At 74.1% G+C, this 21,094-nt stretch carries 21 protein-coding genes and 2 pseudogenes; 10 read left to right on the forward strand and 13 right to left on the reverse strand.

The features are described from left to right. A pseudogene (locus NLX85_RS26280) lies at positions 1 to 248 on the reverse strand (hypothetical protein); the annotation flags it as partial. Positions 249 to 624: 376 nt separating this feature from the next. Between NLX85_RS26280 and NLX85_RS26285 the strand changes: the two are divergent. From NLX85_RS26285 to NLX85_RS26295, 3 genes are all read left to right on the forward strand, one after another. After that, positions 625 to 951, forward strand: coding sequence for a hypothetical protein (locus NLX85_RS26285; RefSeq protein WP_091258112.1), 327 nt, complete (start codon positions 625 to 627; stop codon positions 949 to 951). Next, complete coding sequence (locus tag NLX85_RS26290) at positions 948 to 1,601, forward strand: nucleotidyl transferase AbiEii/AbiGii toxin family protein (protein WP_254339480.1); 654 nt, start codon at positions 948 to 950, stop codon at positions 1,599 to 1,601. Before NLX85_RS26285 ends, NLX85_RS26290 begins: the two co-directional genes overlap by 4 nt. A gap of 255 nt (positions 1,602 to 1,856) precedes the next feature. Continuing rightward, positions 1,857 to 3,647, forward strand: coding sequence for a bifunctional UDP-sugar hydrolase/5'-nucleotidase (locus NLX85_RS26295; RefSeq protein WP_254339481.1), 1,791 nt, complete (start codon positions 1,857 to 1,859; stop codon positions 3,645 to 3,647). 61 nt (positions 3,648 to 3,708) lie between these two features. Here the strand turns inward: NLX85_RS26295 and NLX85_RS26300 are convergent, their stop codons facing one another. After that, positions 3,709 to 3,900 carry a hypothetical protein gene (locus tag NLX85_RS26300; protein ID WP_212835723.1) on the reverse strand — a complete coding sequence of 64 codons (192 nt, stop codon included), beginning with the start codon at positions 3,898 to 3,900 and terminating at the stop codon, positions 3,709 to 3,711. Between the two features lie 100 nt (positions 3,901 to 4,000). Here NLX85_RS26300 and NLX85_RS26305 point away from each other — a divergent pair, with 100 nt between their 5' ends. After that, entirely contained in the window at positions 4,001 to 5,035 is a 1,035-nt protein-coding gene (locus NLX85_RS26305; RefSeq protein WP_254339482.1) for an NAD(P)-dependent alcohol dehydrogenase, read from the forward strand. Here the strand turns inward: NLX85_RS26305 and NLX85_RS26310 are convergent, their stop codons facing one another. Beyond that, the gene (locus NLX85_RS26310) at positions 5,036 to 6,202 is read right to left on the reverse strand and encodes a geranylgeranyl reductase family protein (RefSeq protein ID WP_254339488.1); all 1,167 of its coding nucleotides are present in this window, start codon (positions 6,200 to 6,202) and stop codon (positions 5,036 to 5,038) included. A gap of 149 nt (positions 6,203 to 6,351) precedes the next feature. Between NLX85_RS26310 and NLX85_RS26315 the strand changes: the two genes are divergently transcribed. Beyond that, complete coding sequence (locus NLX85_RS26315; RefSeq protein ID WP_254339490.1) at positions 6,352 to 6,588, forward strand: hypothetical protein; 237 nt, start codon at positions 6,352 to 6,354, stop codon at positions 6,586 to 6,588. Between the two features lie 71 nt (positions 6,589 to 6,659). Beyond that, on the forward strand, positions 6,660 to 8,102 hold the full coding sequence (locus tag NLX85_RS26320; RefSeq protein WP_254339493.1) for an MFS transporter: 1,443 nt from the start codon (positions 6,660 to 6,662) through the stop codon (positions 8,100 to 8,102). 81 nt (positions 8,103 to 8,183) lie between these two features. Here the strand turns inward: NLX85_RS26320 and NLX85_RS26325 are convergent, their stop codons facing one another. From NLX85_RS26325 to rho, 5 genes and pseudogenes are all read right to left on the reverse strand, one after another. After that, a complete protein-coding gene (locus NLX85_RS26325; protein ID WP_254339495.1) occupies positions 8,184 to 8,759 on the reverse strand; it encodes a hypothetical protein in 576 nt (191 codons plus the stop codon). Positions 8,760 to 9,170: 411 nt separating this feature from the next. Further along, positions 9,171 to 9,929 (reverse strand): hypothetical protein, encoded by a 759-nt coding sequence (locus NLX85_RS26330; RefSeq protein ID WP_254339497.1) that lies wholly within the window; start codon positions 9,927 to 9,929, stop codon positions 9,171 to 9,173. 219 nt (positions 9,930 to 10,148) lie between these two features. Then, positions 10,149 to 11,228 carry a DUF3626 domain-containing protein gene (locus NLX85_RS26335; RefSeq protein ID WP_254340292.1) on the reverse strand — a complete coding sequence of 360 codons (1,080 nt, stop codon included), beginning with the start codon at positions 11,226 to 11,228 and terminating at the stop codon, positions 10,149 to 10,151. 57 nt (positions 11,229 to 11,285) lie between these two features. Continuing rightward, positions 11,286 to 11,750 carry a VOC family protein gene (locus NLX85_RS26340; protein ID WP_254339499.1) on the reverse strand — a complete coding sequence of 155 codons (465 nt, stop codon included), beginning with the start codon at positions 11,748 to 11,750 and terminating at the stop codon, positions 11,286 to 11,288. Positions 11,751 to 11,761: 11 nt separating this feature from the next. Beyond that, a pseudogene (gene rho / locus NLX85_RS26345) lies at positions 11,762 to 12,868 on the reverse strand (transcription termination factor Rho); the annotation flags it as partial. Positions 12,869 to 13,409: 541 nt separating this feature from the next. On the opposite strand from rho, the gene NLX85_RS33555 reads away from it, so the two are divergent. Genes NLX85_RS33555 through tsaA form a run of 3 tightly spaced genes read left to right on the forward strand, consistent with a single transcriptional unit; the run spans position 13,410 to position 15,621 of the window. After that, positions 13,410 to 14,270 carry an MEDS domain-containing protein gene (locus NLX85_RS33555; RefSeq protein ID WP_254339501.1) on the forward strand — a complete coding sequence of 287 codons (861 nt, stop codon included), beginning with the start codon at positions 13,410 to 13,412 and terminating at the stop codon, positions 14,268 to 14,270. Beyond that, on the forward strand, positions 14,267 to 15,214 hold the full coding sequence (locus tag NLX85_RS26355; RefSeq protein WP_254339503.1) for a sensor histidine kinase: 948 nt from the start codon (positions 14,267 to 14,269) through the stop codon (positions 15,212 to 15,214). Before NLX85_RS33555 ends, NLX85_RS26355 begins: the two co-directional genes overlap by 4 nt. Next, positions 15,211 to 15,621 (forward strand): tRNA (N6-threonylcarbamoyladenosine(37)-N6)-methyltransferase TrmO, encoded by a 411-nt coding sequence (gene tsaA / locus NLX85_RS26360; RefSeq protein WP_254339505.1) that lies wholly within the window; start codon positions 15,211 to 15,213, stop codon positions 15,619 to 15,621. The genes NLX85_RS26355 and tsaA overlap by 4 nt, the downstream gene beginning before the upstream one ends. Positions 15,622 to 15,650: 29 nt before the next feature. Here the strand turns inward: tsaA and NLX85_RS26365 are convergent, their stop codons facing one another. Next, a complete protein-coding gene (locus NLX85_RS26365; RefSeq protein WP_254339507.1) occupies positions 15,651 to 16,280 on the reverse strand; it encodes an MBL fold metallo-hydrolase in 630 nt (209 codons plus the stop codon). Continuing rightward, positions 16,277 to 17,365: an S-(hydroxymethyl)mycothiol dehydrogenase gene (locus tag NLX85_RS26370; RefSeq protein ID WP_254339509.1), complete on the reverse strand. Its 1,089-nt coding sequence runs from the start codon at positions 17,363 to 17,365 to the stop codon at positions 16,277 to 16,279. Before NLX85_RS26370 ends, NLX85_RS26365 begins: the two co-directional genes overlap by 4 nt. A gap of 131 nt (positions 17,366 to 17,496) precedes the next feature. Between NLX85_RS26370 and NLX85_RS26375 the strand changes: the two genes are divergently transcribed. Beyond that, positions 17,497 to 17,916 (forward strand): hypothetical protein, encoded by a 420-nt coding sequence (locus NLX85_RS26375; RefSeq protein WP_254339511.1) that lies wholly within the window; start codon positions 17,497 to 17,499, stop codon positions 17,914 to 17,916. Here the strand turns inward: NLX85_RS26375 and NLX85_RS26380 are convergent. From NLX85_RS26380 to NLX85_RS26390, 3 genes are all read right to left on the reverse strand, one after another. Beyond that, positions 17,909 to 19,219, reverse strand: a complete 1,311-nt coding sequence (locus tag NLX85_RS26380) for a nitrate/nitrite transporter (RefSeq protein WP_254339513.1) — start codon at positions 19,217 to 19,219, stop codon at positions 17,909 to 17,911. The genes NLX85_RS26375 and NLX85_RS26380 overlap by 8 nt on opposite strands. After that, a complete protein-coding gene (locus tag NLX85_RS26385; protein ID WP_254339515.1) occupies positions 19,216 to 19,884 on the reverse strand; it encodes a GntR family transcriptional regulator in 669 nt (222 codons plus the stop codon). The genes NLX85_RS26380 and NLX85_RS26385 overlap by 4 nt, the downstream gene beginning before the upstream one ends. A 67-nt stretch (positions 19,885 to 19,951) precedes the next feature. Continuing rightward, positions 19,952 to 21,052, reverse strand: a complete 1,101-nt coding sequence (locus NLX85_RS26390; RefSeq protein WP_254339516.1) for a CapA family protein — start codon at positions 21,050 to 21,052, stop codon at positions 19,952 to 19,954. Positions 21,053 to 21,094: the final 42 nt, after the last annotated feature.

Below are 21,094 nucleotides of genomic sequence, written 5' to 3' on the forward strand. Positions count from 1 at the left end.
TTCGTGGCGGCGATGATCGCCTTGGCGTTGGCGGTCTGCTCGTCGTTCAGGTCGATCTTCGACTGCGCGCCCTGCACACCGTGCGGGATCAGCTTCGCGGTGTCCGGCTTGTCGGCCTGCACCACCGCCGCCTCGGACAGCCCCGTCACCGGCGCCGCCTCGTGGTGGTTCAGCGGACCGGCGGCCAGACCACCGGCGAAAGCCAGACCAGCAATACCCAGCACGCTCTTACGCAGCGTCGTGTTCATGGGAAGCTCCATTCGGGGGTTGGCGCACCACGCCGATGGGGGTCGGGCGTGCGCAAGCACCGTCAGGCGCTCAGGAAGTCTTCGGGGGATCATCGGCGCGGGGCCGGGGAGCCTCTTCGTCGCGCCGGGACCATGTACAACGACCGGCGGCCCACCAACATTCCGGGGCCGGCCACCCGCCTGGCGGGGGCGCCTTCCTCGGTCGTTCACGTGGATACAACGACCCCCACCCGCTGGCCATTCCGCCGCCAGAGTGCGGCCGGCCACCCCTCGAAACGGACATGCCGCCCAGCCGACCCCAGACCGGTGGTCGGATCGGCGGTCCGTGCGAGGTCAGGACGAGGGGAAAAGGTGGGACAGGGGTTACCCTGACACCATGTCGGCCACCAGCACCGCGTACCTCGCCCGGCCCGGGCGACCCGCCGTGGTGGCGCGCACCCTGGGCGAGCTGACCGGCCCCACCCGGGGCATCGTCGAGCTGCCGGTGCGCCTGATGTGGAGCAGCGAGCGCGCCTTCGACCTGGCCGACCCCGACGACCTGCTCTGGATGTACGAGAACGTGCTGCGCGAGACCAGCCGGGTCGAGGACCTCCGCGAGCTGATCGACGGGGGGACGCTGCGCCGGGTGTGGCCGCTGTTGAACCTGCCCCGGGGCGTACGCCTGGCGTGGGAGAGCCGGCACCGGGGCCTGCGCACCGCGTGACCCATCTGCACGACTTCTACCGGGAGGTGGCCCGGGTGGCCCTCACGGCCGCCGGCCCGCACCGGTTCGTGCTCGGCGGCGGGGTGGCCTGGGCGGTGCACGGCCTGGTCACCCGCCCGACCGAGGACGTGGACCTCTTCGCCGACGTGGAGGGCGCCGCCGCCGCGGCGGCGGCCGGGGTGCGGGCCGCCCTGGAACGCGCCGGCTACCGGGTGGTCGACGCCGATCCGGACAGCGAGCTGGGTGAGCTCTTCGACGGCTACGACCGGGACCTACGGGACTTCGTGGTGAGCCGGGACGGCCGGCAGATCCGGCTCAGCCTGGCCCGGCTCGACCGCTACCGCAGCCCGGTCGTGATGGACCTGGGCCCGGTGATGGACGTGCGGGACCTGATCGCCAACAAGACGGCCGCGCTGGTCAACCGCCGGGAGGTCCGCGACTACATCGACGTGTCGGCCGCGCTGGACCGGTACGCGGTGAGCGAGCTGCTGGAGCTGGCCCGGCAGGTGGACCCGGCGCTGGACGCCGACGACGTCCGGGCGGCGGGCCGCTACCTGGACCGGGTGCCGGACCGCCGGTTCGCCCGCTACGGCCTGGACCCCGGTCAGGTCGCCGAGGTCCGCCGCCGGATGGCCGCCTGGCCGCGCTGACCACGGGCGCGGCCTGGCGGGTGGAGTCCTGCTGGGTGCACTGGTCCTCGCTCACCGGGTCCCCCTCGTACCGTGGTCGCGCTCCCCTGCCGCCCTACCCCCGGACCGGGACCGGACACGGCGGTGTTACGCGCCGGTGGCCCGCGGCGCTGGTGGTGTGAGATACCTCGGGGCGATGTGGCGTCTGTGACAGTCGGTGGTTATGGTGCGCAGCGGCGCCCACGAGGCGCGTCCACCCCCATGGAAGGGCACCTCATGACCACCTCCTCCGGCGCCTCGCGCCGCCAGGTGCTGGCCGTCGCGGCCGCCGCCGCGACCGCCCCCCTGATCGCCGGCGCTCCCGCCGAGGCCGCGTCGAAGCCGTCGAAGACCTGGGACCTCACCGTCCTGGGCACCTCGGACACCCACGGCAACGTCTACAACTGGGACTACTACCGCGACGCCGAGTTCGACGACAGCAAGCACAACGACGTCGGCGTCGCGAAGCTGGCCACCCTGGTCAACCAGATCCGCGCGGAGCGCAAGGGCAAGGCGACCCTGGTGCTGGACGCCGGTGACACCATCCAGGGCACCCCGCTGGCCACGTACTACGCCAAGCAGGAGCCGATCACCGAGACCGGCGCGACGCACCCGATGGCCAACGCCATGAACGTGCTGAAGTACGACGCCGTCACGCTGGGCAACCACGAGTTCAACTACGGCCTGCCGCTGCTCGCCACCTGGATCGGCCAGCTCGGTTTCCCGGCCCTGGCCGCGAACGCGATCAACGAGAAGACCGGCAAGCCGGCCTTCCTGCCGTACGTGATCAAGGAGGTCGCGCTCGGCGGGTACGACTCCCCCACCCTGAAGGTCGGCATCCTCGGCCTGACCAACCCGGGCGTGGCCATCTGGGACAAGGGCAACGTCGAGGGCCGGCTGGTCTTCGCCGACATGGTGGCGACCGCCGCCAAGTGGGTGCCGGTGATGCGGGACCGCGGCGCCGACCTGGTCATCATCTCCGCCCACGGCGGCGACAGCGGCACCTCCAGCTACGGGCCGGAGCTGCCGAACGAGAACCCGGTGGCGCTGATCGCCGAGCAAGTACCGGGCATCGACGCCATCCTCTTCGGCCACGCCCACAACGAGGTGGCGCAGAAGTTCGTCACCAACAAGGCCACCGGCGCGCAGGTCCTCACCTCCGAGCCGTCCAAGTGGGGCCAGCGGCTGACCCGGATGGACTTCACCGTCACCAAGGTCAAGGGCCGGTGGCAGGTGGTCGCCAAGTCGGCCACCACGCTGAACACCAACACCGTGGTCGAGGACCCGGCGGTGCTCGCGGCCGTGCGCGGCCAGCACGACACGACCGTCGGGTACGTCAACCAGGTCGTGGCGCAGTCCACCGAGGAGCTGTCGACCGTCGAGTCGCGGTACAAGGACACCCCGATCCTGGACTTCATCAACCACGTCCAGGCCGAGGTGGTCACCCAGGCGCTGGCCGGCACCGCGTACGCGGGCCTGCCGGTGCTGTCGCAGGCGTCGCCGTTCAGCCGGACCGCCGTCTTCCCGGCCGGTGACGTGCGGATCCGCGACGTCGCCGGGCTGTACCTCTTCGACAACACCCTCGAGGCGGTCGTCATGACCGGCGCCGAGGTGAAGGCGTACCTGGAGTACTCGGCGAAGTACTTCAAGACCTGGGCGGCCGGGGACACCATCGACCTGGCGAACATCAACGACCCGAACGTGCCGGACTACAACTACGACGCCATCTCGGGGCTCGAGTACGACATCGACATCGCCAAGCCGGTCGGTCAGCGGATCACCCGCCTGGTCCTGCCGGGCACCGACACCCCGGTCCCCGCCGACGCCCAGTTCGTCATGGCGGTCAACAACTACCGGCGCAGCGGTGGCGGCAATTTCCCGGGCATCGTGAAGACCCAGGTCTACAACCAGCAGCAGGAGATCCGTCAGCTGTTGATCGACTGGGCGCAGGCCAAGGGCGAGATCCGGCCGGGCGACTTCTTCGTCGACAACTGGAAGCTGGTCCGCGACGGCGTGCCGGTCTTCTGATCCGTACCACCGACGGGCCCCGGGTGTTCGCACCCGGGGCCCGTCGGCGTCTCCGGGCCGGTCAGCCGCCGGCGCGCAGGTCCCACTCGTGCTGCCCGCCCGTGGGGTCGGGCCGGTCCCGCCGCGGCTCGGTCTCGCTCTCGGTCGACTCCACCCGCTCCTCGGGTCGCACCCCGGGCGGCAGTTCGCCGAAGCGGACGTGCCGAAGGAAGGCGTACTCCTCGTCGGTGAACGACTCGCGCGGTTCGCTCATGACCCGCATTGTGCGCCCGCCCGGCCACCCGCCGCATCAACCGACCCGGCGCGGGTAAGCCGCCGCGACGACCCGTCCGGCGACGAGGTGGAGGACGACCATGCGCGCGATCCGGATGACCGCCCCGGGGGTGCTGGAGCAGGTGGAGGTGCCCACCCCGACCGCCGGACCGGGCGAGGTGCTGCTGCGCGTCGGCGCGGTCGGCGCCTGCCACTCCGACCTGCACATCCTCGACGCCCCGGCCGGGGTCTTCCCGGTGCCGATGACCCTCGGGCACGAGATCGCCGGCACCGTCGACCAGCTCGGGCCCGGCGTCACCGGCTGGTCCGCCGGCGACCGGGCGGCGGTCTACGGGATCATCGGTTGCGGCCGCTGCCGGGCCTGCCTGCGGGGCGCCGAGAACGCCTGTCGGGTGGTGCCGGTCGGCGGGATCGGGCTCAGCCGCGACGGCGGGCTGGCCGAACACGTCGTGGTGCCGGCGTCCCGGCTGCTGCACGTCGGGGAGATGGACCTGACCCAGGCGGCGCCGCTCACCGACGCCGGGTTGACCCCGTACCACGCCGTCGAGCTGGCCCGGGACCGGCTGCGTCCGGGCACCTCGTGCGTGGTGATCGGGATCGGCGGGCTGGGCCACATGGCCGTGCAGATCCTCGTCGCCACCACCGCGGTACGGATCATCGCGGTGGACACCAGTGTCGCGGCCCTCGACCTGGCCAGCCGGTTGGGCGCGCACGACGTGGTGCAGGCCGGGCCGGACGGCGTGGACCGGATCCGGGCGCTGGTGGGCCCGCCGCCCGACGGCGCGGACGTGGTGCTCGACTTCGTCGGCGCCGACCCCACCGTCACCACGGCCCGGCAGGTGGTCGCCACCGGCGGTCAGGTGCTGCTGGTCGGCCTGGCCGGCGGGACCCTGCCCGTCCGGCCGGTCGCCGACGAGCCACCGACCGTGCCGCTGGAGACCGCCGTCCAGGTGCCGTTCTGGGGCACCCGGGCGGAACTCCAGGAGGTGATCGCCCTGGCCCGGTCCGGGCAGCTCCAGGCCGACGTGCAGACGTTCCCGCTGACCGAGGCGCCGGAGGCGTACGAGTTGCTGCGCCGCGGGGAGATCCACGGCCGCGCCGTCATCGTGCCCTGACTACCGCGGGTCCCCGCCGGACCGGGCGCTGGCGGTCGGCCGTCGCGCCGGCAGCCGGTCCAGCAGCGCCAGGCCGGCCCGCACCGGGCGGCGGGCGAGGGTCCGCTCGAAGCTGGCCAGCCCCTGGCAGAAGCGGACGAACATCCGCCAGCCGGGCGGGGTGGCCAGCAGCGCGTGGAACACCTCGGGCCGCCGCGCGAAGACCTCCAGCAGCCGGTGCCCCGCCCGCATCTCCGGCACCAGCCGCAGGCGGACCTCCCGGTCGTAGGCGTCCAGGTCGCCGCCGGCCACCGCCTCCCCGGCCAGCCGCCCCGACCGCAGGGCGAAGCTGATGCCCTCCCGGCTCCACGGCTCCAGCAGGCCCGCCGCGTCGCCGGCGACCAGCACCCGCCCGCGGCGCAGCGGCGAGTCCTCCGCCCGGCACCGGGTCAGGTGCCCCGAGTCGTGCTCCGGGGTGACCCCGGACAGGCCCAGCCGGGCCACGAAGTCGCGCAGGTAGGCGCGGGTCCGCTCGCCCTCGCCCCGGGCCGCGATGACCCCGACGGTGAGCCGGTCACCCTTCGGGAAGACCCAGGCGTACGAGCCGGGCACCGGGCCCCAGTCGAGGAGCACCCGCCCCCGCCAGCGGTCCTGCTCGGCGGGCGGGACCGGCAGCTCCAGCTCCAGCCCCAGGTCGACCTGCCGCCAGGTCACCCCGACGTGCCGGGCCGTCACACCGGAGGAGCCGTCGGCGCCGATCACCGCGCGGGCACGTACCGTGTCGCCGTCGGCCAGCCGCAGGCGTACCTCGTCGGGGTCCTGCTCGACGGCGCGGACGGCGACGCCCTCGCGGACCACGGCCCCGGCGGCGACCGCGGCGGCACGCAGCCGGTCGTCGAACTCCTCCCGGCGGACCATGGCCACCAGCGGTGCGGAGTGCCGGCGGGTGAAGCCGCGTCGCCCGTCCCGGGTGAACGTGATCCGGTCGACCCGGTCGTGCGCCGGCACCTCGATCCGATCGGCGATTTCGGCCAGCGAGGTGCCGATCAGCCCGCCGCCGCAGGTCTTGTACCGGGGATGGGTGGCCCGCTCGACCACCAGGGTGCGCGCACCGGCCCGGGCCGCCGCGTGCGCGGCGGAGAGGCCGGCCGGACCGCCACCGACGACGACGAGGTCCCAGATGATCACGGGTGCAGCCTAGGGCACCGTGCCCTCGGCCCGCCCGGCACGCGCCGCGGGCGACCCCCCGATCGGGTGGGCATCATCGGACGTCGCCCGGGTAACCGCCGGGCGCAGGCCGCCCGCCGGTCGGGCGGTCCACGCCGAGGAGGGAAGCGATGCGGCAGGTACAGCTGTCTGCGGTCGAGGAACGGGTGTACCAGGCGGTGACCGCGCTGGAGGTGCGGGGACACGTCCCCTACCCGGACCTGATCGCCCAGGAGACCGGCATGACCGAGGAGGAGCTCAGCGAGCCGCTGCACCTGCTCACCGAGCGGGGGCTGCTGCACCGGGAGGACTCCCCGATGTCCGGGCTCGACTTCGGACCACGGTGGTGCGCACGCCAGGTGGCGTGACATCGTCGTTTGCCCCATTGGGGGCCGGGTAGCGATCGGTGATGCGTGATCGACGGTCTTCGGGGGGCACGATGAGCACGGACCGGTCGTCGACGCCGGTGGACACCGCCGGGTCCGAGAACCGGCGCCGCTGGAAGGCGCTCAGCGTCGGCCTGGTCGCGGCGTTCATGACCCTGCTGGACGTCAGCATCGTCAACGTCGCCGTGCCGTCGATCGACCGCGCGATCCACGCCACGCCCAGCGACCTGCAATGGGTGCTGTCCGGGTACGCGCTCACCTTCGGTCTGGTGCTGGTGCCCGCCGGGCGGTTCGGCGACGCGCGCGGCAGGCGTACCGCCTTCGTGGTCGGGGTGGCACTGTTCACCGTGACCAGCGCGCTGGCCGGGCTGGCCCGCTCGCCGGAATGGCTGATCGCCGCCCGGCTCGTCCAGGGCGCCGCCGCCGGCATCGTCAACCCCCAGGTCAGCGGCATGATCCAGCAGTTGTTCCAGGGCGCCGACCGGGGCCGGGCGTTCGGCCTGCTCGGCGCCACCATCGGCATCTCCACCGCGGTCGGCCCGCTGCTCGGCGGGCTGCTCATCGAACTCGGCGGGGAGCAGCACGGCTGGCGGTGGGTCTTCTTCGTGAACATCCCGGTCGGCATCCTCGCCGTGGTGCTCGGCTGGCGGCTCATCCCGGCCCGCCCGGCCGGCCAACCAGACCGGCACCGGCTGGACCCCGTCGGGGTGCTGCTGCTCGGCCTCGGGGTGACCCTGGTGCTGCTGCCGCTGGTGCAGCGCGACCAGTGGCGCGGCGCCGGCAAGTGGGCGCTCATCCCCGTCGGCCTGCTCTTCCTGGCCGGCTTCGCGTTCTGGGAACGGTGGTACGCGCGGCACCGGCCGCCGCTGTTCGACCTGCGGCTGTTCCGGCTGCGCTCGTACACCCTGGGCTCGCTGATCGGCCTGGTCTACTTCGCCGGGTTCACCGCCATCTTCTTCATCTTCACGCTCTACATCCAGGTCGGGCTCGGCTACAGCGCGCTCGCCGCCGGCCTGGCCATCACCCCGTTCGCGCTCGGCTCGGCGGCCGCCTCGGCGCTGGGCGGCCGGGTCGTCACCCGGTACGGCCGGCCGCTGGTCGCCGCCGGCCTGCTGGTCGTGGTGCTCGGCCTGCTCGCCACCGTGTGGGTGCTGCGGGACTCGCCGCACCGCTCGGTGCCGCTGCTGACCGCCGTGCCGTTCCTGCTCGCCGGGCTGGGCAGCGGCCTGGTCATCGCGCCGAACCAGACGCTGACCCTGTCCGAGGTTCCGGTGCCGCAGGCTGGCAGCGGGGCCGGCATGCTGCAGACCGGGCAGCGGATCGGCTCGGCGGCCGGCATCGCCGGGGTCGGTGCGCTGTTCTTCTCCTCGCTGGCCGGCAGCGGGGGTGACTTCTCCGTCGCCTACCGGCACTCGCTCCTGCTGGCGGTGGGGATCATCGCGCTGGCCCTGGTGGCGGCGCTGGTCGACGTCGTGGCCGGACATCGTTCCTCCTGACACCCCGCCGTGGCCCTTCGCTGTGGGTAGAGACGCCGAAGGCCGGCACCCGTTCGGGGTGCCGGCCTTCGTGTCGTGATGTCAGCTGTTCCAGTTGTGGGCGACGATGTCGGCGGCCTGCTGCTCCCACTGCGCGTACGCGTCCGGGTAGGCCGAGACCTGCACGGTCTGGGCGGCCTCGGTCAGCGGCATGTCCTGCCAGCCGTCAACCTGCTTCAGACCCTTCAGGAACGCCAGGGTGGAGTACTCGGGGTCGGTGATCTGCTCCGGCGTGCCCCAACCCGAGGACGGGCGCTGCTGGAACAGACCCAGCGAGTCGTGGTCATTCTTGTCGCCGAGGTGGCCCAGGTTCTCCAGCTTCGACTCCTGCAGCGACGTGGCGATCGAGATCACCGCCGCCCGCTCCGGCAGACCGGCCTTCTTCGTCGCGGCGATGATCGCCTTGGCGTTCGCGGTCTGCTCGTCGTTCAGATCGATCTTCGACTGCGCGCCCTGCACACCGTGCGGGATCAGCTTGTCACCCTGCACGCTCACCGCGACCGGCTTCGTGCTGTGCACCGGCTCAGCAGCGTGGGCGGCGACCGGACCGGCGAAGATGCCACCGGTGAAGGCCAGACCAGCAATACCGAGCACGCTCTTACGCAGCATCGTGTTCATGGGGGAAAGCTCCATTCGGGGGTTGGCGCACCACGCCGATGGGGGTCGGCGGTGCGCAAGCACCGTCAGGCGCTCAACAAAGTCTTGGGGGGATCATCCGGCGTGCGGGGCAAAGCCTCTTCGCAGCGCCGGGACCATGTACAACGACCGGCGGCCCACCAACATTCCGGGCCGGGGACACCCGCGTCGGCGGGCCGTCCTCCTCGGTCGTTCACGGGGATACAACGACCCCCGCCCGCCGGCCATTCCGCCGTCAGAGTGCGGCCGGTCACCCCGGAAACGGACACGCCACGCAGCCGACGCGGGGGCCGGGAACCGGACATACGCCTCAGACTTTTCGGCGGAGTGGCGGGCGGGGTGCGGACGGAAAACGGCCGGCCCCTGGCGGGGCCGGCCGAGTTCGCGGGTGTGTCACCAGAGCTGCTGGACGATGTCCGCGGCCTGCTCCTCCCACTGCGCGTACGCGTACGGGAAGGCGGACACCTGGACCGTCTGCGCCGCGGCGGTCAGCGGCAGCTCGTGCCAGCCGCCGACGTTCTTCAGCGCGTTGAAGAACGCCTTGCTGGCGTAGTCCGGGTTCGTGACCTCCTCGGACGTACCCCAACCGGACGACGGGCGCTGCTGGAACAGGCCCTCCGAGTCGTGGTCGTTGTAGTCGCCGAGGTGGCCGAGGTTGTACAGCTTCGACTCCTGGAGCGAGGTGGCGACGCCGATCACGGCGCCCCGCTCACCCACGCCGGTCTCCTTGGCCGCCTTCACGATGGCCTTGGCGTTGTCGAGCTGGGCGTTGTCGAGCGGGATGCGCGACTGGGCGCCCTCGACACCGCGCGGGATGAGCTGCTCCCGCTTGGGCCGGTCGGCCTTGGTGGGGACCTTGTCACTGCCGGTGGTCTGGGCGGGCTTCACCGTCTCGGTGCCGGGCTTCTTGCCGGTGGCCAGGTCGATGGCGGCCAGAGCGCCGGCGTGCGGGCCACCCGTCAACGGAGCGGCGACGGCGGTGGGGCCGAACGCCAGCCCGCCCAGGCAGGCCACGCCCGCGAGAGTCAGCGCGGTGCGACGGTTCGGGCTGGTGGCGATGGCGGTCCTCGCGGTGGCGGCCTTCGCGACGGCGGTCTGCACGACGGCGGTCTTCGCGATGGCGGGGAGCCATCGAGTGAAGTGCTGCTTCACGATGGTTGCCCTTTCGATCGTTACGACGCGCTCCCGGGTGAGCGCCCCTCGGGGGAACTACTCGCCGGTACGGGTTTGCGTTCCGGCGGTACGGGGGACACAACCAGCTTCGGCCTGTCGGGCATTCCGGATATGCCTGGGTCCAGCAGGAGCTGCGGCCCAGGTCACGCGGTAATCGGGACGGCCGGGACGAGGCGTACGGGCAGGCGGTAAACCGGGCTAGCCGGCCGTCGGGACGCCGAACCGGACCAGGACGTGCCAGAGCTGCTTCAGGTGCTGGAGGGTCACCTCGGTCGGGCCCCGGTCGGCCCAGCGCTGCGGCTCGCGTACCACCGAGGCGGCGGCCCGGCCGATCAGCGCGGCGTGCACCGGCTCCCCCGGTCGCGCGAACTCGGCGTGGACCCGGGCGGCGAGCGGCGGGATGGCCGGCCCCCGGAACTCGCCGTCGACACCGTCGACCGGCAGTTCGAACCCGGTGTGCCAGGACAGCGCGAAACCGTGCCGCCGGGCGAGCCCGGCGAGGATCCGCCCCTCCGCGGTGTCCCGGAACGAGGGGTCGACCACCACCGCCTCCACGTCCCGGGCCAGGTTCACCTCACCGTGCACCTGCGCCTCGATGTAGTCGTCCAGCGCCCGCCCGGCCGCCTCGGACGCGCGCTCGCGCCGGCGCAGCAGCGTCCGCAGGAGGGTGCCGGTGTCCATGCCGGCCACGCCCAGGCTGACCCCGGTCTCGGCGGTGGCCGCCAGCAGCGCCGCGAGCACCGGCTCGAACACCGTCATCGTGCCGAGGTCCTTCGGCTCGGTGTGGCTGTCGCCGAAGCAGAAGGTGGCCCGCGCGAGCGCCGCGGGGCGCAGCCGCAGGTGGCAGGAGCCGAACCGGGGGCAGGCGCCGTCCGGGTGGTCGAGCAGGTTGAGGCCGCCGTACTTCGGGCGCTCCGTGTGCGGCACGCCCGGCCGCTGGTACGCCCCGCCGAACAGCGCCTCCTCCCAGCGGTCCCGGTCGCCGCCGGGGAACGCGGTCAGGCCGCCGCTGGAGATGCCCGTCTCGAACTGGCTGCGGTAGACGCCCTCCTGGTCGAGCGCCTCGGCCACCGTCCGGCCGTCGCGCAGCAGCCGGTCGGGGTGGAAGTTGAGGGTGAGCCGGCCGTGCGCGGCCACCGCGGCCACGATCTCCTCCGCCCGGTACGCGGCACCGGAGCCGGCGAGGTGTCCGTCGATGACGGCGAGCGCCGCCGGCCGGTCCCGGAGGGCGGCGTCGCGGACGTACCGGAGGGCGGCGGCCTGGGCGGGGGTCAACATCACGTCGGGCACGGGCCCGAGTATCGCCGGGGCCGCCGGGGGCGCGCCACGCGGATTTCAGGCGCCGGTGCCGAAGCCGTCCAGGGCCTCCCGCTCCTCCTGGCCGCGCAACTCCTGGAACACGGTGAGGTGCAGGCCCGCCGGGCCGTCGAGGCGGGCGTTGAGCGACTGCCACGGGGTGACCGTCGGCGGGGCGACCTCGGTGGCGCCCGCCGCGACGAGGCGCTCGGTAGCCGCCCGGCTGTCGTCCACCTCGAACGCCACCCGCAGCCGGGGCGCGACCTGGCGGCCGACCTCCACCTCGTCGATCATCCGCTTCTGCGCGGGGTTCGCCAGCTCCAGCGTGGCCCGCCCCGCCTCCAGGATCACCACCCGGGCGCCGTCGCCGCCCGAGTACGCCGCCTGCTCGGGCAGGCCCAGCGCGTCGCGGAAGAAGGCGACCGCGGCGTCGTAGTCCTCGGCCTCGACGACGAGGCGCAGCTGGCGTACGGTCGGCGGCCCGTCGGCCCGGGGATCGTCCATGGATCATGATCCTAGCCGCGTGCGGCGGCGCCGAGACGGGCGAGGAAGTGCGCGTTGCCGCCGGTGGTGGTGAGCTGGCGGAGCAGCTGGTCCAGGGCCGCCTGCCGGTCCAGCGTGGACAGCGCGGAACGCAGTGCCCGCAGGCGGTCCCGCTCGACGTCGGTGAGCAGCAGCTCCTCCCGGCGGGTGCCGGAGGCGCGCACGTCGACGGCGGGAAAGGTACGCCGGTCGGCCAGCGACCGGTCCAGTCTCAGCTCGGCGTTGCCGGTGCTCTTGAACTCCTCGAAGATGAGGCCGTCGGCGGCGGAACCGGTCTCCACCAGGGCCGAGGCGATGACGGTCAGCGAGCCGCCCTCCTCGATCGACCGGGCGGCGGCGAGCAGTTGCTTGGGCGGGGTGAGCGCGGCCACGTCGATGCCGCCGGAGAGGGTGCGGCCGGCCGAGCGGACGGTCAGGTTGTAGGCGCGGCCGAGCCGGGTCAGCGAGTCGAGCAGCACGACCACGTCGTGGCCCAGCTCGACCAGGCGCTTCGCCCGCTCGATCGCCAGCTCCGCCACCGTGGTGTGGTCCTGCGGCGGACGGTCGAACGTGGCCGCGATGACCTCGCCCTTCACCGACCGCTGCATGTCGGTGACCTCTTCCGGCCGCTCGTCCACCAGCACCACCATCAGGTGGCACTCCGGGTTGTTGCGGGTGATCGCGTTCGCGATCGCCTGCAGCACCATCGTCTTACCCGCCTTCGGCGGCGAGACGATCAGCGCCCGCTGGCCCTTGCCGATCGGCATCACCAGGTCGATGACCCGGGTGGTCAGGATGTGCGGCTCGGTCTCCAGCCGCAGCCGCTGGTACGGGTGGACCGGCGTCAGCCGGTGGAAGTCCGGGCGGTGGCGCGCCTGCTCGGGGGTGGTCCCGTTCACGGTGTCGACCCGGATGAGCGGGGCGTGCCGGCCCTTGCGGGGTGCCGTGGCGACCGCGCCGGTGACGAGGTCGCCGCGGCGCAGGCCGTACCGGCGGAGCTGGCCGGCGGTGAGGTGCGCGTCGGCGGTGGAGGGCAGGTAGCCGTCCACCCGCAGCAGCGCGTGGTCGTCGACCGTGTCGACGATGCCGCTCACCGGGAGGGGCGCGGAGGTGTCGTTCATCGGGTGCCTTTCGGTAGGTGCCGGTCCCGGATCGGGACGGACGAGGGAGGGTTGGTTCGGGACCCGAGCGGGTCGTCCCGTGGGATCCGCGACGGGCTGACGGCCCGGACGGTTCGCGCCTCGCAGAGGCAGAGGCGACGGCTCGGCGGCCGACCACCTTGCCGCCTCGCCAGGGCAACGGCGACGGAACACCGTCCGCAAGGGCTCACGGCGCCAGGCGGTCAAGGACCTGAGAGCGGGCGGCGCCGGGCAGCGGACGACCGGGCCACCGCTGCCGCGGTCCGTGCCGAGGCTCGGGCCAGGGCCGGTGGGACGGGTGCTGGCGGCCGGATCGGGGTGGTGCGCCGGGCGGGCTGCCGCTTTCGGGAGAGTGACTCCGGGTGGCGCGGTGCGCCGGCGTCCGGGTCGTTCGCCAGGCTAACCCCGCGACGCTGTCGCGGGCAAGCGGATCGCCGCCGGTTCGGTCGGCACCCGGGCCGGCGCTAGAGTGAGGGACGCGCCGACCGGGAAGGCCAGCACCGTGACTGCTACGACCGTGGTCGACCAGGTTCACCTTGGTGACCACGTCTGTTGGACGCACGGCGACGAAGGCGACGCCCTCGACGCCGTCGGCCGCTTCGCCGCCGCCGGCCTGCGCCTCGGTCACAAGGTCGTCTGCTTCACCGAGACCTCGCCGCCGCAGGCGGTGCGCGCCCGGGTCGACGCCGTGGGCGTGCCGACGGAGGCCGCGGTGGCGGCCGGCCAGCTGCGTATCGTGCCGGCCGTGGAGGTCTACCCGACCGGCGGCCGGCCCACCCCGGAGAGCATGGTCGCCACAGTCGTCGGCGAGGTGGACCGCGCGCGGCACGAGGGCTACCCGGGGATCCGGCTGAGCGGTGACATGACGTGGGTGCTGCGCAGCGGCACCACCCTGGACGACCTGCGCCGGTACGAGACCGCGCTCAACCCGCTCTTCCTGGACGCCCGCGTCGCCGGCCTGTGCCTGTACGACCGGCGGATCTTCCCGGCGGACGGGATGCGCGCCGTCGCGGCCGCCCATCCGGGCACGGCCGGGCCGGGCACCGCGCGGACCTGGGTGCCGCTGCTGCGGGCGTACCGGACGACGGACCCGCCGGGGTTGCGGCTGGTGGGGCAGGTGGACCGGAGCAACCGGGAGGCGTTCACCGCGGTGCTGCACCACGTGACGGCGGACCAGCGGGCGGCGGGACGACCGCCGGTGCTGGACGTCTCCGAGCTGAGCTTCGCGGACGTGGGCGCCGCCACCGCGCTGGTCCGGGCGGACCGGGCCAGCGGCGCGGGCATCCGGCTGGTCGGGTGCCGGCCGGCGCTGCACCGGCTTCTGCACCTGCTCGACGGGGTGCCCACGGAGGAGCCGGCATGAGCGCGCCCGCCGGCCCGACAGCGGCCGAGTTCCGTCACGAGCTGGCCTTCTACACCGACACCGCGAGCCTGCTCGCGGTCACCGTGCCGTTCGTCCGGGCGGGACTCGCCGCGGGCGACCCGGTGCTGGTGGCCACGCCCGGGCCGCAGCTGGCGCTGATCCGCGCGGCGCTCGGCGCAGCCGGCGACGCCGTCGGCTGGGCCGACATGACCGAGGCGGGGCGCAACCCCGGCCGGATCATCCCGTGCGTGCTCCAGGCGTTCGCCGACCGGCATCCCGACCGGCGGGTCCGGATCATCGGCGAGCCGATCTGGGCCGGCCGCACCGCCGAGGAGTACCGGGCCTGCGCCCAGCACGAGGCGGCGATCAACTGGGCCTTCGCCGGCCGGGCGGCGAGCATCCTGTGCCCGTACGACGCGGGGCGGCTCGAGCCCGGGGTGCTCGCCGAGGCCCGCTGCACGCACCCGCTGCTCGTCGACGGCGACGGGTGCCGGCGCATCGCCGGCTACTCCCCCGCGGCGGTCACCGAACGGCACAACAAGCCGCTGCCCAGCCCGGCCGAGCAGGTCGCCGTGCTGCGCTACGACCTGGACACGCTGCCGCGGGTGCGGCGGTTCGTCGCCGAGCAGGCGGGTGCCGCCGGGCTGGCCCCCGACCGGGTGGCCGACCTGCAGATCGCGGTCACCGAGTTGGCCACGAACAGCGTGGCGCACGCCGGCGGCGCCGGCACCGTCGAGGCGTGGTGCACCGACCGGCACCTGGTGTGCGAGGTCCACGACGACGGCTGGCTGGCCGACCCGCTCGCCGGCCGGCTCGCCCCGGCGCACGACGGCATCGGCGGGCGGGGTCTGGTCATCGTGCACGCCCTGTGCGACCTGGTGCTGGTGCACACCACCGCGGCCGGCACCACGGTCCGGCTGCACATGCTGCGGGAGGCCCCATGACGGGAACGGAACCGGCGCTGCGCGCGGTCGGCCGGGTCGAGTCGCCGCTGACCGATACGGCGGCGGCGCCGAAGCAGGGCGACGAGGGGGCGCCGGAGGCGTGGCTGGTCTTCGACGCGGCGTACGCCCCGGCGCTGGTCGGGCTGCGGCCCGGCGCGGACGTGCTGGTGCTGACCTGGTTGGACCGGGCCCGGCGGGACGTGCTCGCCGTGCACCCGCGCGGCGACGTGTCCCGCCCGGAGACCGGCGTGTTCGCCACCCGCTCGCCGCACCGGCCCAACCCCATCGGGTTGCACCGGGTGCGGGTGCTCGACGTGGACGGCGTACGGCTGCGGGTGGCCGACCTGGAGGCGGTCGACGGCACCCCCGTACTCGACGTCAAGCCGGTGCTCGACGGCGAGCGCTGAGCCCGGCGACGCCCGGCCGGGTGGTCGGCTCAGTGCCCGCGCGCGATCCACTCGTCGAGGTGGGGCGCCTCCGCGGCGATTGTGGTGTCGTCGCCGTGTCCGGTGTGGACCACGGTCTGCGGCGGCAGGGTGAGCAGCCGGGTCCGGATCGACTCGATGATCGTGCCGAAGTCGCTGAAGGAGCGGCCGGTGGCGCCGGGACCGCCGGCGAATAGGGTGTCCCCGGTGAAGACCGCGCCCAGGTCGGGGGCGTGCAGGCTGCACGCCCCCGGGCTGTGGCCGGGGGTGTGCAGCACCCGCAGGGTGGTGCCGCCGACCTCGACGGCCTGCCCGTCGGTGAGGTCGCCGTCGGGCGGGGTGTCCGGGTGGACCAAATCCCAGAGCACCCGGTCGGCCGGGTGCAGCAGCACCGGCGCGCCGGTGGCCCGGGCCAGCTCGGGCGCGACCCGGACGTGGTCGTCGTGGGCGTGGGTGGCCAGGATCGCGACCACCCGGCGGCCGCCGATCACGGCGCGGATGGCGTTGACGTCGTGCGGGGCGTCGACGACCACGCACTCGGCGTCGTCGCCGACCACCCAGACGTTGTTGTCGACGTCGAAGGTCTGCCCGTCGAGGGAGAACGTGCCGGACGTGACGGCGTGGTCGACGCGGGCGGTCACGGGAAGACCACCACCGACCGGAGCACGTCGCCGTGGTGCATCCGGGTGAACGCCTCCTCGACCTGGTCGAGCGCGATCTCCTCGGTGACGAAGGCGTCGAGGTCGAGGCGGCCCTGCCGGTACAGCTCGGTGAGCATCGGGAAGTCGCGGCTGGGCAGGCAGTCGCCGTACCAGCTGGACTTGAGGGCGCCGCCCCGGCCGAAGACGTCGAGCAACGGCAGCTCGATCCGCATCTCCGGGGTGGGTACGCCGACCAGCACGACGGTGCCGGCGAGGTCGCGGGCGTAGAAGGCCTGCTTCCAGGTCTCCGGGCGGCCCACCGCGTCGATGACCACGTCGGCGCCGAATCCTCCGGTGGCGGCGCGGATCGCCTCGACCGGGTCCTCGTCGGAGGCGTTGACGGTGTGCGTGGCGCCGAACTTCCGCGCCCAGTCGAGCTTCCGGGAGTCGGTGTCCACGGCGATGATGGTGGTCGCCCCGGCCAGGGCCGCGCCCGCCACCGCCGCGTCGCCGACGCCGCCGCAGCCGATCACGGCCACCGAGTCGCCCCGGGTCACGCCGCCGGTGTTCATGGCCGCGCCGAGGCCGGCCATCACCCCGCAGCCGAGCAGGCCGACGGCGGCGGGCCGGGCGGACGGGTCGACCTTGGTGCACTGGCCGGCGTGCACCAGGGTCTTCTCGGCGAACGCGCCGATGCCCAGGGCGGGGGCCAGCTCGGTGCCGTCGGTAAGCGTCATCCGCTGCGCGGCGTTGTGGGTGTTGAAGCAGTACCAGGGGCGGCCCCGCCGGCAGGCGCGGCACTGCCCGCAGACCGCCCGCCAGTTGAGCACCACGAAGTCGCCGGGGGCCACGTCGGTGACCCCGTCCCCCACCTGCTCCACGATGCCGGCGGCCTCGTGACCGAGCAGGAACGGGTAGTCGTCGTTGATACCGCCCTCGCGGTAGTGCAGGTCGGTGTGGCACACCCCGCAGGACTGGACGCGCACCACCACCTCGCCCGGGCCCGGGTCGGGCACCACGATGGTGGTGACCTCCACGGGCGCGCCCTTGCGCCGCGACACGACTCCCCGGACTTCCTGGCTCACGGTTCCTCCTTCGTTCGCTGTGCGTCGAACCTACCGCCGATCATCGTCGGCGGCCCACCGCCGAGGGGCGGTTATCCGGCGCGCCGTGGGGTACGCGGGGGCCCGGTTCTCCGGCACCGACGGGAGTGATCATGAGGTTGACCCATGCGCCACTACGGATCATCATCGGCGCGTTCTTCCTGAATTCCGGCCTGTCCAAGCGGTCCCTGGAGGGCGAGGCCGCCGCCGGCATGCACGGCATGGCGGTCGGCGCGATTCCCCAGCTGCGGCAGTTCCCGCCGGACCAGTTCGCGAAGCTGCTCTCCCGTTCCGAGATCGCGCTCGGCGCCGCGCTGCTCACGCCGTTCGTGCCGTCGCTGCTGGCCGGCGCCGGGCTGACCGCCTTCGGGGCCGGCCTGGTGCAGCTCTACCTCAAGACGCCCGGGATGCGGGAGGCGAACAGCCTCAAGCCGTCGCAGGCCGGCATCGGCCTGGCCAAGGACAGCTGGCTGGTCGCCGCCGGGTTGACGCTGGTCCTGGACTCGCTGGCCCACAAGCGCCGGTTCACATGACCGGACCGGCCACGGCGGCGGGCACCGGCACGGCCTCCGCGGCGTGGCGGCGGCGGGCGGCGTTGCGGTAGCGCAGCACCTGCACCGCGCCGAGCCCCCAGAGCAGGTACTGCACGGCGAACGCCCAGCGGAACGCGGACAGCGGAGGGGTGCTCCGGCCAGCCGGGGTGGCCAGGTCGAGCACCACGCCGACGGCCAGGATCAGCAGGATCGAGGCGACGAAGCCGCCCACGTTGACGATGCCGGTGGCGCTGCCGATGCGGTGCACCGGGTTGAAGGTGCGCGCGTAGTCGAAGCCGATCACCGAGCCGGGGTCGTTGACCGCGAGGACCACCACGAGGGCCACCAGCAGGCCGTGCGGGGCGCGACCCGGCCAGGCCAGCACCACCGCCCAGACGGCCGCGGTGGCGCCGGTGATGGCGAAGACCACCGCCGAGCGGTGGAAGGGGTGCCGGGCGCACAGGTGCGCGACGACCGGGCCGCAGAGCAGGGTCGCCACGGTCATCAGGGTGAGCAGGGCGGCCGCCGCGGTGGGCGGGAAGCCCTGCCCCTGCACCAGGAACGGGTAACCCCAGAGCAGCGCGAACACCGAGCCGGAGAACTGGGTGACGAAGTGCGTCCAGAGGCCGAGCCGGGTGCCGGGCTGGGCCCAGGCGTCGGCGAGCTGCCGGCGTACGGCGGCCAGGTCGGGGGCGAGCGCGCTGGTGTGCTCGGCGTGCGGGGTGTCCCGGACCGCGACGAGCACCAGCAGCAGCACGGTGGCGCCGAGCGCCGCCGCGATGAGGAACGCGGGCGTCCAGCCGGCGTGGTGCAGCAGCGCCACCAGGGGTACGGCGCCGAGCACCGCGCCGAGCTGCCCGATGGTGCCGGTGAGCTGCACGAGCAGCGGGTTGCGCCGGCCGGGGAACCAGAACGCGACGATCCGCAGCACGCTGATGAAGGTCATGGCGTCGCCGAGGCCGACGAGCACCCGGGCGGCGACGGCGAGCCGGACGTCGGTGGCGACGGCGAAGCAGACCTGCCCGGCCACCATGAGCGCGCCGCCGGCCAGCAGCAGCCGGCGCGAGCCGAACCGGTCGAGCAGCACCCCGACGGGGATCTGCATGGCCGCGTAGACGGCGAGCTGGGCGACGCTGAAGGTGGCCAGCGCGGCGGCGTTGATGTGGAAGCGGTCGGCCGCGTCGACCCCGGTGACGCCGAGCGAGCTGCGGTGGAAGACGGCGGCCACGTACGCGGTGACAGCCACCGCGAAGACCAGGGCGGCGGAGCGGCGCGGGGCGGCCGTGGGGACGGCGCCGCTCACCGAAGCGTCCGCAGCACGGTCGCCGCGTTGTCGATGTGCGCGCCGACCGCGTCGAGCCAGGCCCGCGGGTCGTTCCCGTCGAGGGCGGCGAGCTGGCCGGCGTGCTCGGTGAGGGCCACCTCGGCCCAGCCGGGCGACAGCCGGAAGCTCGCCTCGCCCATCCGCAGCTGCCGGTCGCGCAGCCGGTGGTACAGCTCGGCGAGGATCTCGTTTCCGGCCGCCTCCACCACGGTCGCGTGGAACGCCCGGTCGGCGGCCATCAGCGCGGTGACGTCGCCGGCGGCGTGCGCCCGGCGCATCTCGTCGAGCCAGCGGGCCAGGTCGCCGCGGATGGCGGCCCGGCGCGGCCAGACCTGCTCGGCGGCGTGCAGCTCGACCAGGCGGCGGGCCTCGACGACGTCGGCGATCTCCCGCGCCGAGACCGGCCGGATCAGGGCCCCGCGCTTGGGGTAGAGCTTGACCAGGCCCTCGGCCTCCAGGCGCAGCAGCGCCTCCCGGACCGGCGTCCGGGAGACCCCGGTCGCCTCGGCGATCTCCCCCTCGCTGACCAGCAGCCCGCCCGGGTACACCTGCTCCAGGACGGCCCGCTTGAGGTGCTGGTAGGCCCGCTCGGCGGCGGACGGCGCGGTCGACCGGGCGCCGGGCACGGGGGTGGGATGCGTCATGTATCTATGATGCGCGGAGCCGGCGGGGGTGCCGCCGCCGGCCGCCGCCGACGTGGTCCGGGCCACGTCAGCGGAGCGTGAGAGCGCCGTCGGGAGCGCGGGTGAAGCGGGTGCCGGAGGGCCGGCCGAAGGTGTCGAGGAGATCGGCGAGCCACCCGGCCTCGTCGGGCGTGGCGGGTTGGAGCCGCATCCGGCGCATCCGGACCGGGACCAGGCGCAGCCGCCGCAGCTCGCCGGTGGCCGCGTCGAGCGTGGGCAGGTGCAGCAGCCGCAGCTCCGGCCGGTACGCCTCCTGCCCGCCGATCCCCTCGTAGTCGTCGATCAGGTCCCCGCAGCCGTAGAGGATCAGCCGGTCCCGGTAGCGCTCGGCCGGGCGGGGATGGTGCGAGGAGTGCCCGTGCACGACGTGCACCCCGGCGTCGACAAGCGCGTGCGCGAACTCGACGTGCTCGTCCGGCACCTCGTGGCCCCAGTTGCTCCCCCAGTGCACCGAGACCACCACCAGGTCCGCCGGCCGCGCGGTCCCGGCGACCCGCTCGGCGAGCGCGGCGGCCGTGGCCGCGGACACCTCCGGCAGGTACGCCACCCCGGGCCGCCCGTCCCGCGCGGCCCACTGCGGGAACACCCCGCTGGACACCGCGCCCACGGACCAGACCAGGAGCCGGCCCCCGCCGGCCAGCGGCACGGTGGCCGGCCGCCACGCCTCCTCGGCGTCCCGGCCCGCGCCGGCCGTCCGGATGCCCACGGCGCGCAGCGCGTCCAGGGTGTCGGCCAGCCCGGTCGGGCCGAAGTCCAGCACGTGGTTGTTTCCCAGGGCGCAGACGTCGAGCCGGGCGGCGGTCAGGCAGGGCAGGTTGGCCGGGTGCATCCGGTAGTGGATGCCCTTGCCGGGGGCGTGCTCGCCGCGGGCGGTCACCGCCGTCTCCAGGTTGACGATCCGCACGTCCGGGCGTTCCGCGTCGAGCATCCGCAGGGCGTCGCCCCACGGCCACTCCGGCGGCGCCGGACGCGGCACCGGGCCGGCCACCGCCTCGGCCAGCGCGACGTACCGGCGGGCGTCGGTGACCAGTTCCTCCCGCAGCGCGGGCGATCCGGGGCGGGGCAGGATCTGGTCCACCCCGCGCCCGGTCATCACGTCACCGGCGAGGAAGAGCGTCACCTCGGCCATGCGGGGATGTTCCCGCCGTTCGCCGCGCCACGCGTGGGACCT

The organism is Micromonospora sp. A3M-1-15 (genome assembly GCF_024213425.1).
Lineage (GTDB): Bacteria > Actinomycetota > Actinomycetes > Mycobacteriales > Micromonosporaceae > Micromonospora > Micromonospora chersina.

What these genes read in the sequence shown, in the direction of transcription:
- NLX85_RS26285 (WP_091258112.1), top strand. Translation starts at nt 625, where the DNA reads ATGTCGGCCACCAGCACCGCGTACCTCGCCCGGCCCGGGCGACCCGCC.
- NLX85_RS26295 (WP_254339481.1), top strand. Translation starts at nt 1,857, where the DNA reads ATGACCACCTCCTCCGGCGCCTCGCGCCGCCAGGTGCTGGCCGTCGCG.
- NLX85_RS26300 (WP_212835723.1), bottom strand. Translation starts at nt 3,900, where the DNA reads ATGAGCGAACCGCGCGAGTCGTTCACCGACGAGGAGTACGCCTTCCTT.
- NLX85_RS26305 (WP_254339482.1), top strand. Translation starts at nt 4,001, where the DNA reads ATGCGCGCGATCCGGATGACCGCCCCGGGGGTGCTGGAGCAGGTGGAG.
- NLX85_RS26315 (WP_254339490.1), top strand. Translation starts at nt 6,352, where the DNA reads ATGCGGCAGGTACAGCTGTCTGCGGTCGAGGAACGGGTGTACCAGGCG.
- NLX85_RS26320 (WP_254339493.1), top strand. Translation starts at nt 6,660, where the DNA reads ATGAGCACGGACCGGTCGTCGACGCCGGTGGACACCGCCGGGTCCGAG.
- NLX85_RS26325 (WP_254339495.1), bottom strand. Translation starts at nt 8,759, where the DNA reads ATGAACACGATGCTGCGTAAGAGCGTGCTCGGTATTGCTGGTCTGGCC.
- NLX85_RS26335 (WP_254340292.1), bottom strand. Translation starts at nt 11,228, where the DNA reads ATGTTGACCCCCGCCCAGGCCGCCGCCCTCCGGTACGTCCGCGACGCC.
- NLX85_RS26340 (WP_254339499.1), bottom strand. Translation starts at nt 11,750, where the DNA reads ATGGACGATCCCCGGGCCGACGGGCCGCCGACCGTACGCCAGCTGCGC.
- NLX85_RS26355 (WP_254339503.1), top strand. Translation starts at nt 14,267, where the DNA reads ATGAGCGCGCCCGCCGGCCCGACAGCGGCCGAGTTCCGTCACGAGCTG.
- tsaA (WP_254339505.1), top strand. Translation starts at nt 15,211, where the DNA reads ATGACGGGAACGGAACCGGCGCTGCGCGCGGTCGGCCGGGTCGAGTCG.
- NLX85_RS26375 (WP_254339511.1), top strand. Translation starts at nt 17,497, where the DNA reads ATGAGGTTGACCCATGCGCCACTACGGATCATCATCGGCGCGTTCTTC.
- NLX85_RS26385 (WP_254339515.1), bottom strand. Translation starts at nt 19,884, where the DNA reads ATGACGCATCCCACCCCCGTGCCCGGCGCCCGGTCGACCGCGCCGTCC.
- NLX85_RS26390 (WP_254339516.1), bottom strand. Translation starts at nt 21,052, where the DNA reads ATGGCCGAGGTGACGCTCTTCCTCGCCGGTGACGTGATGACCGGGCGC.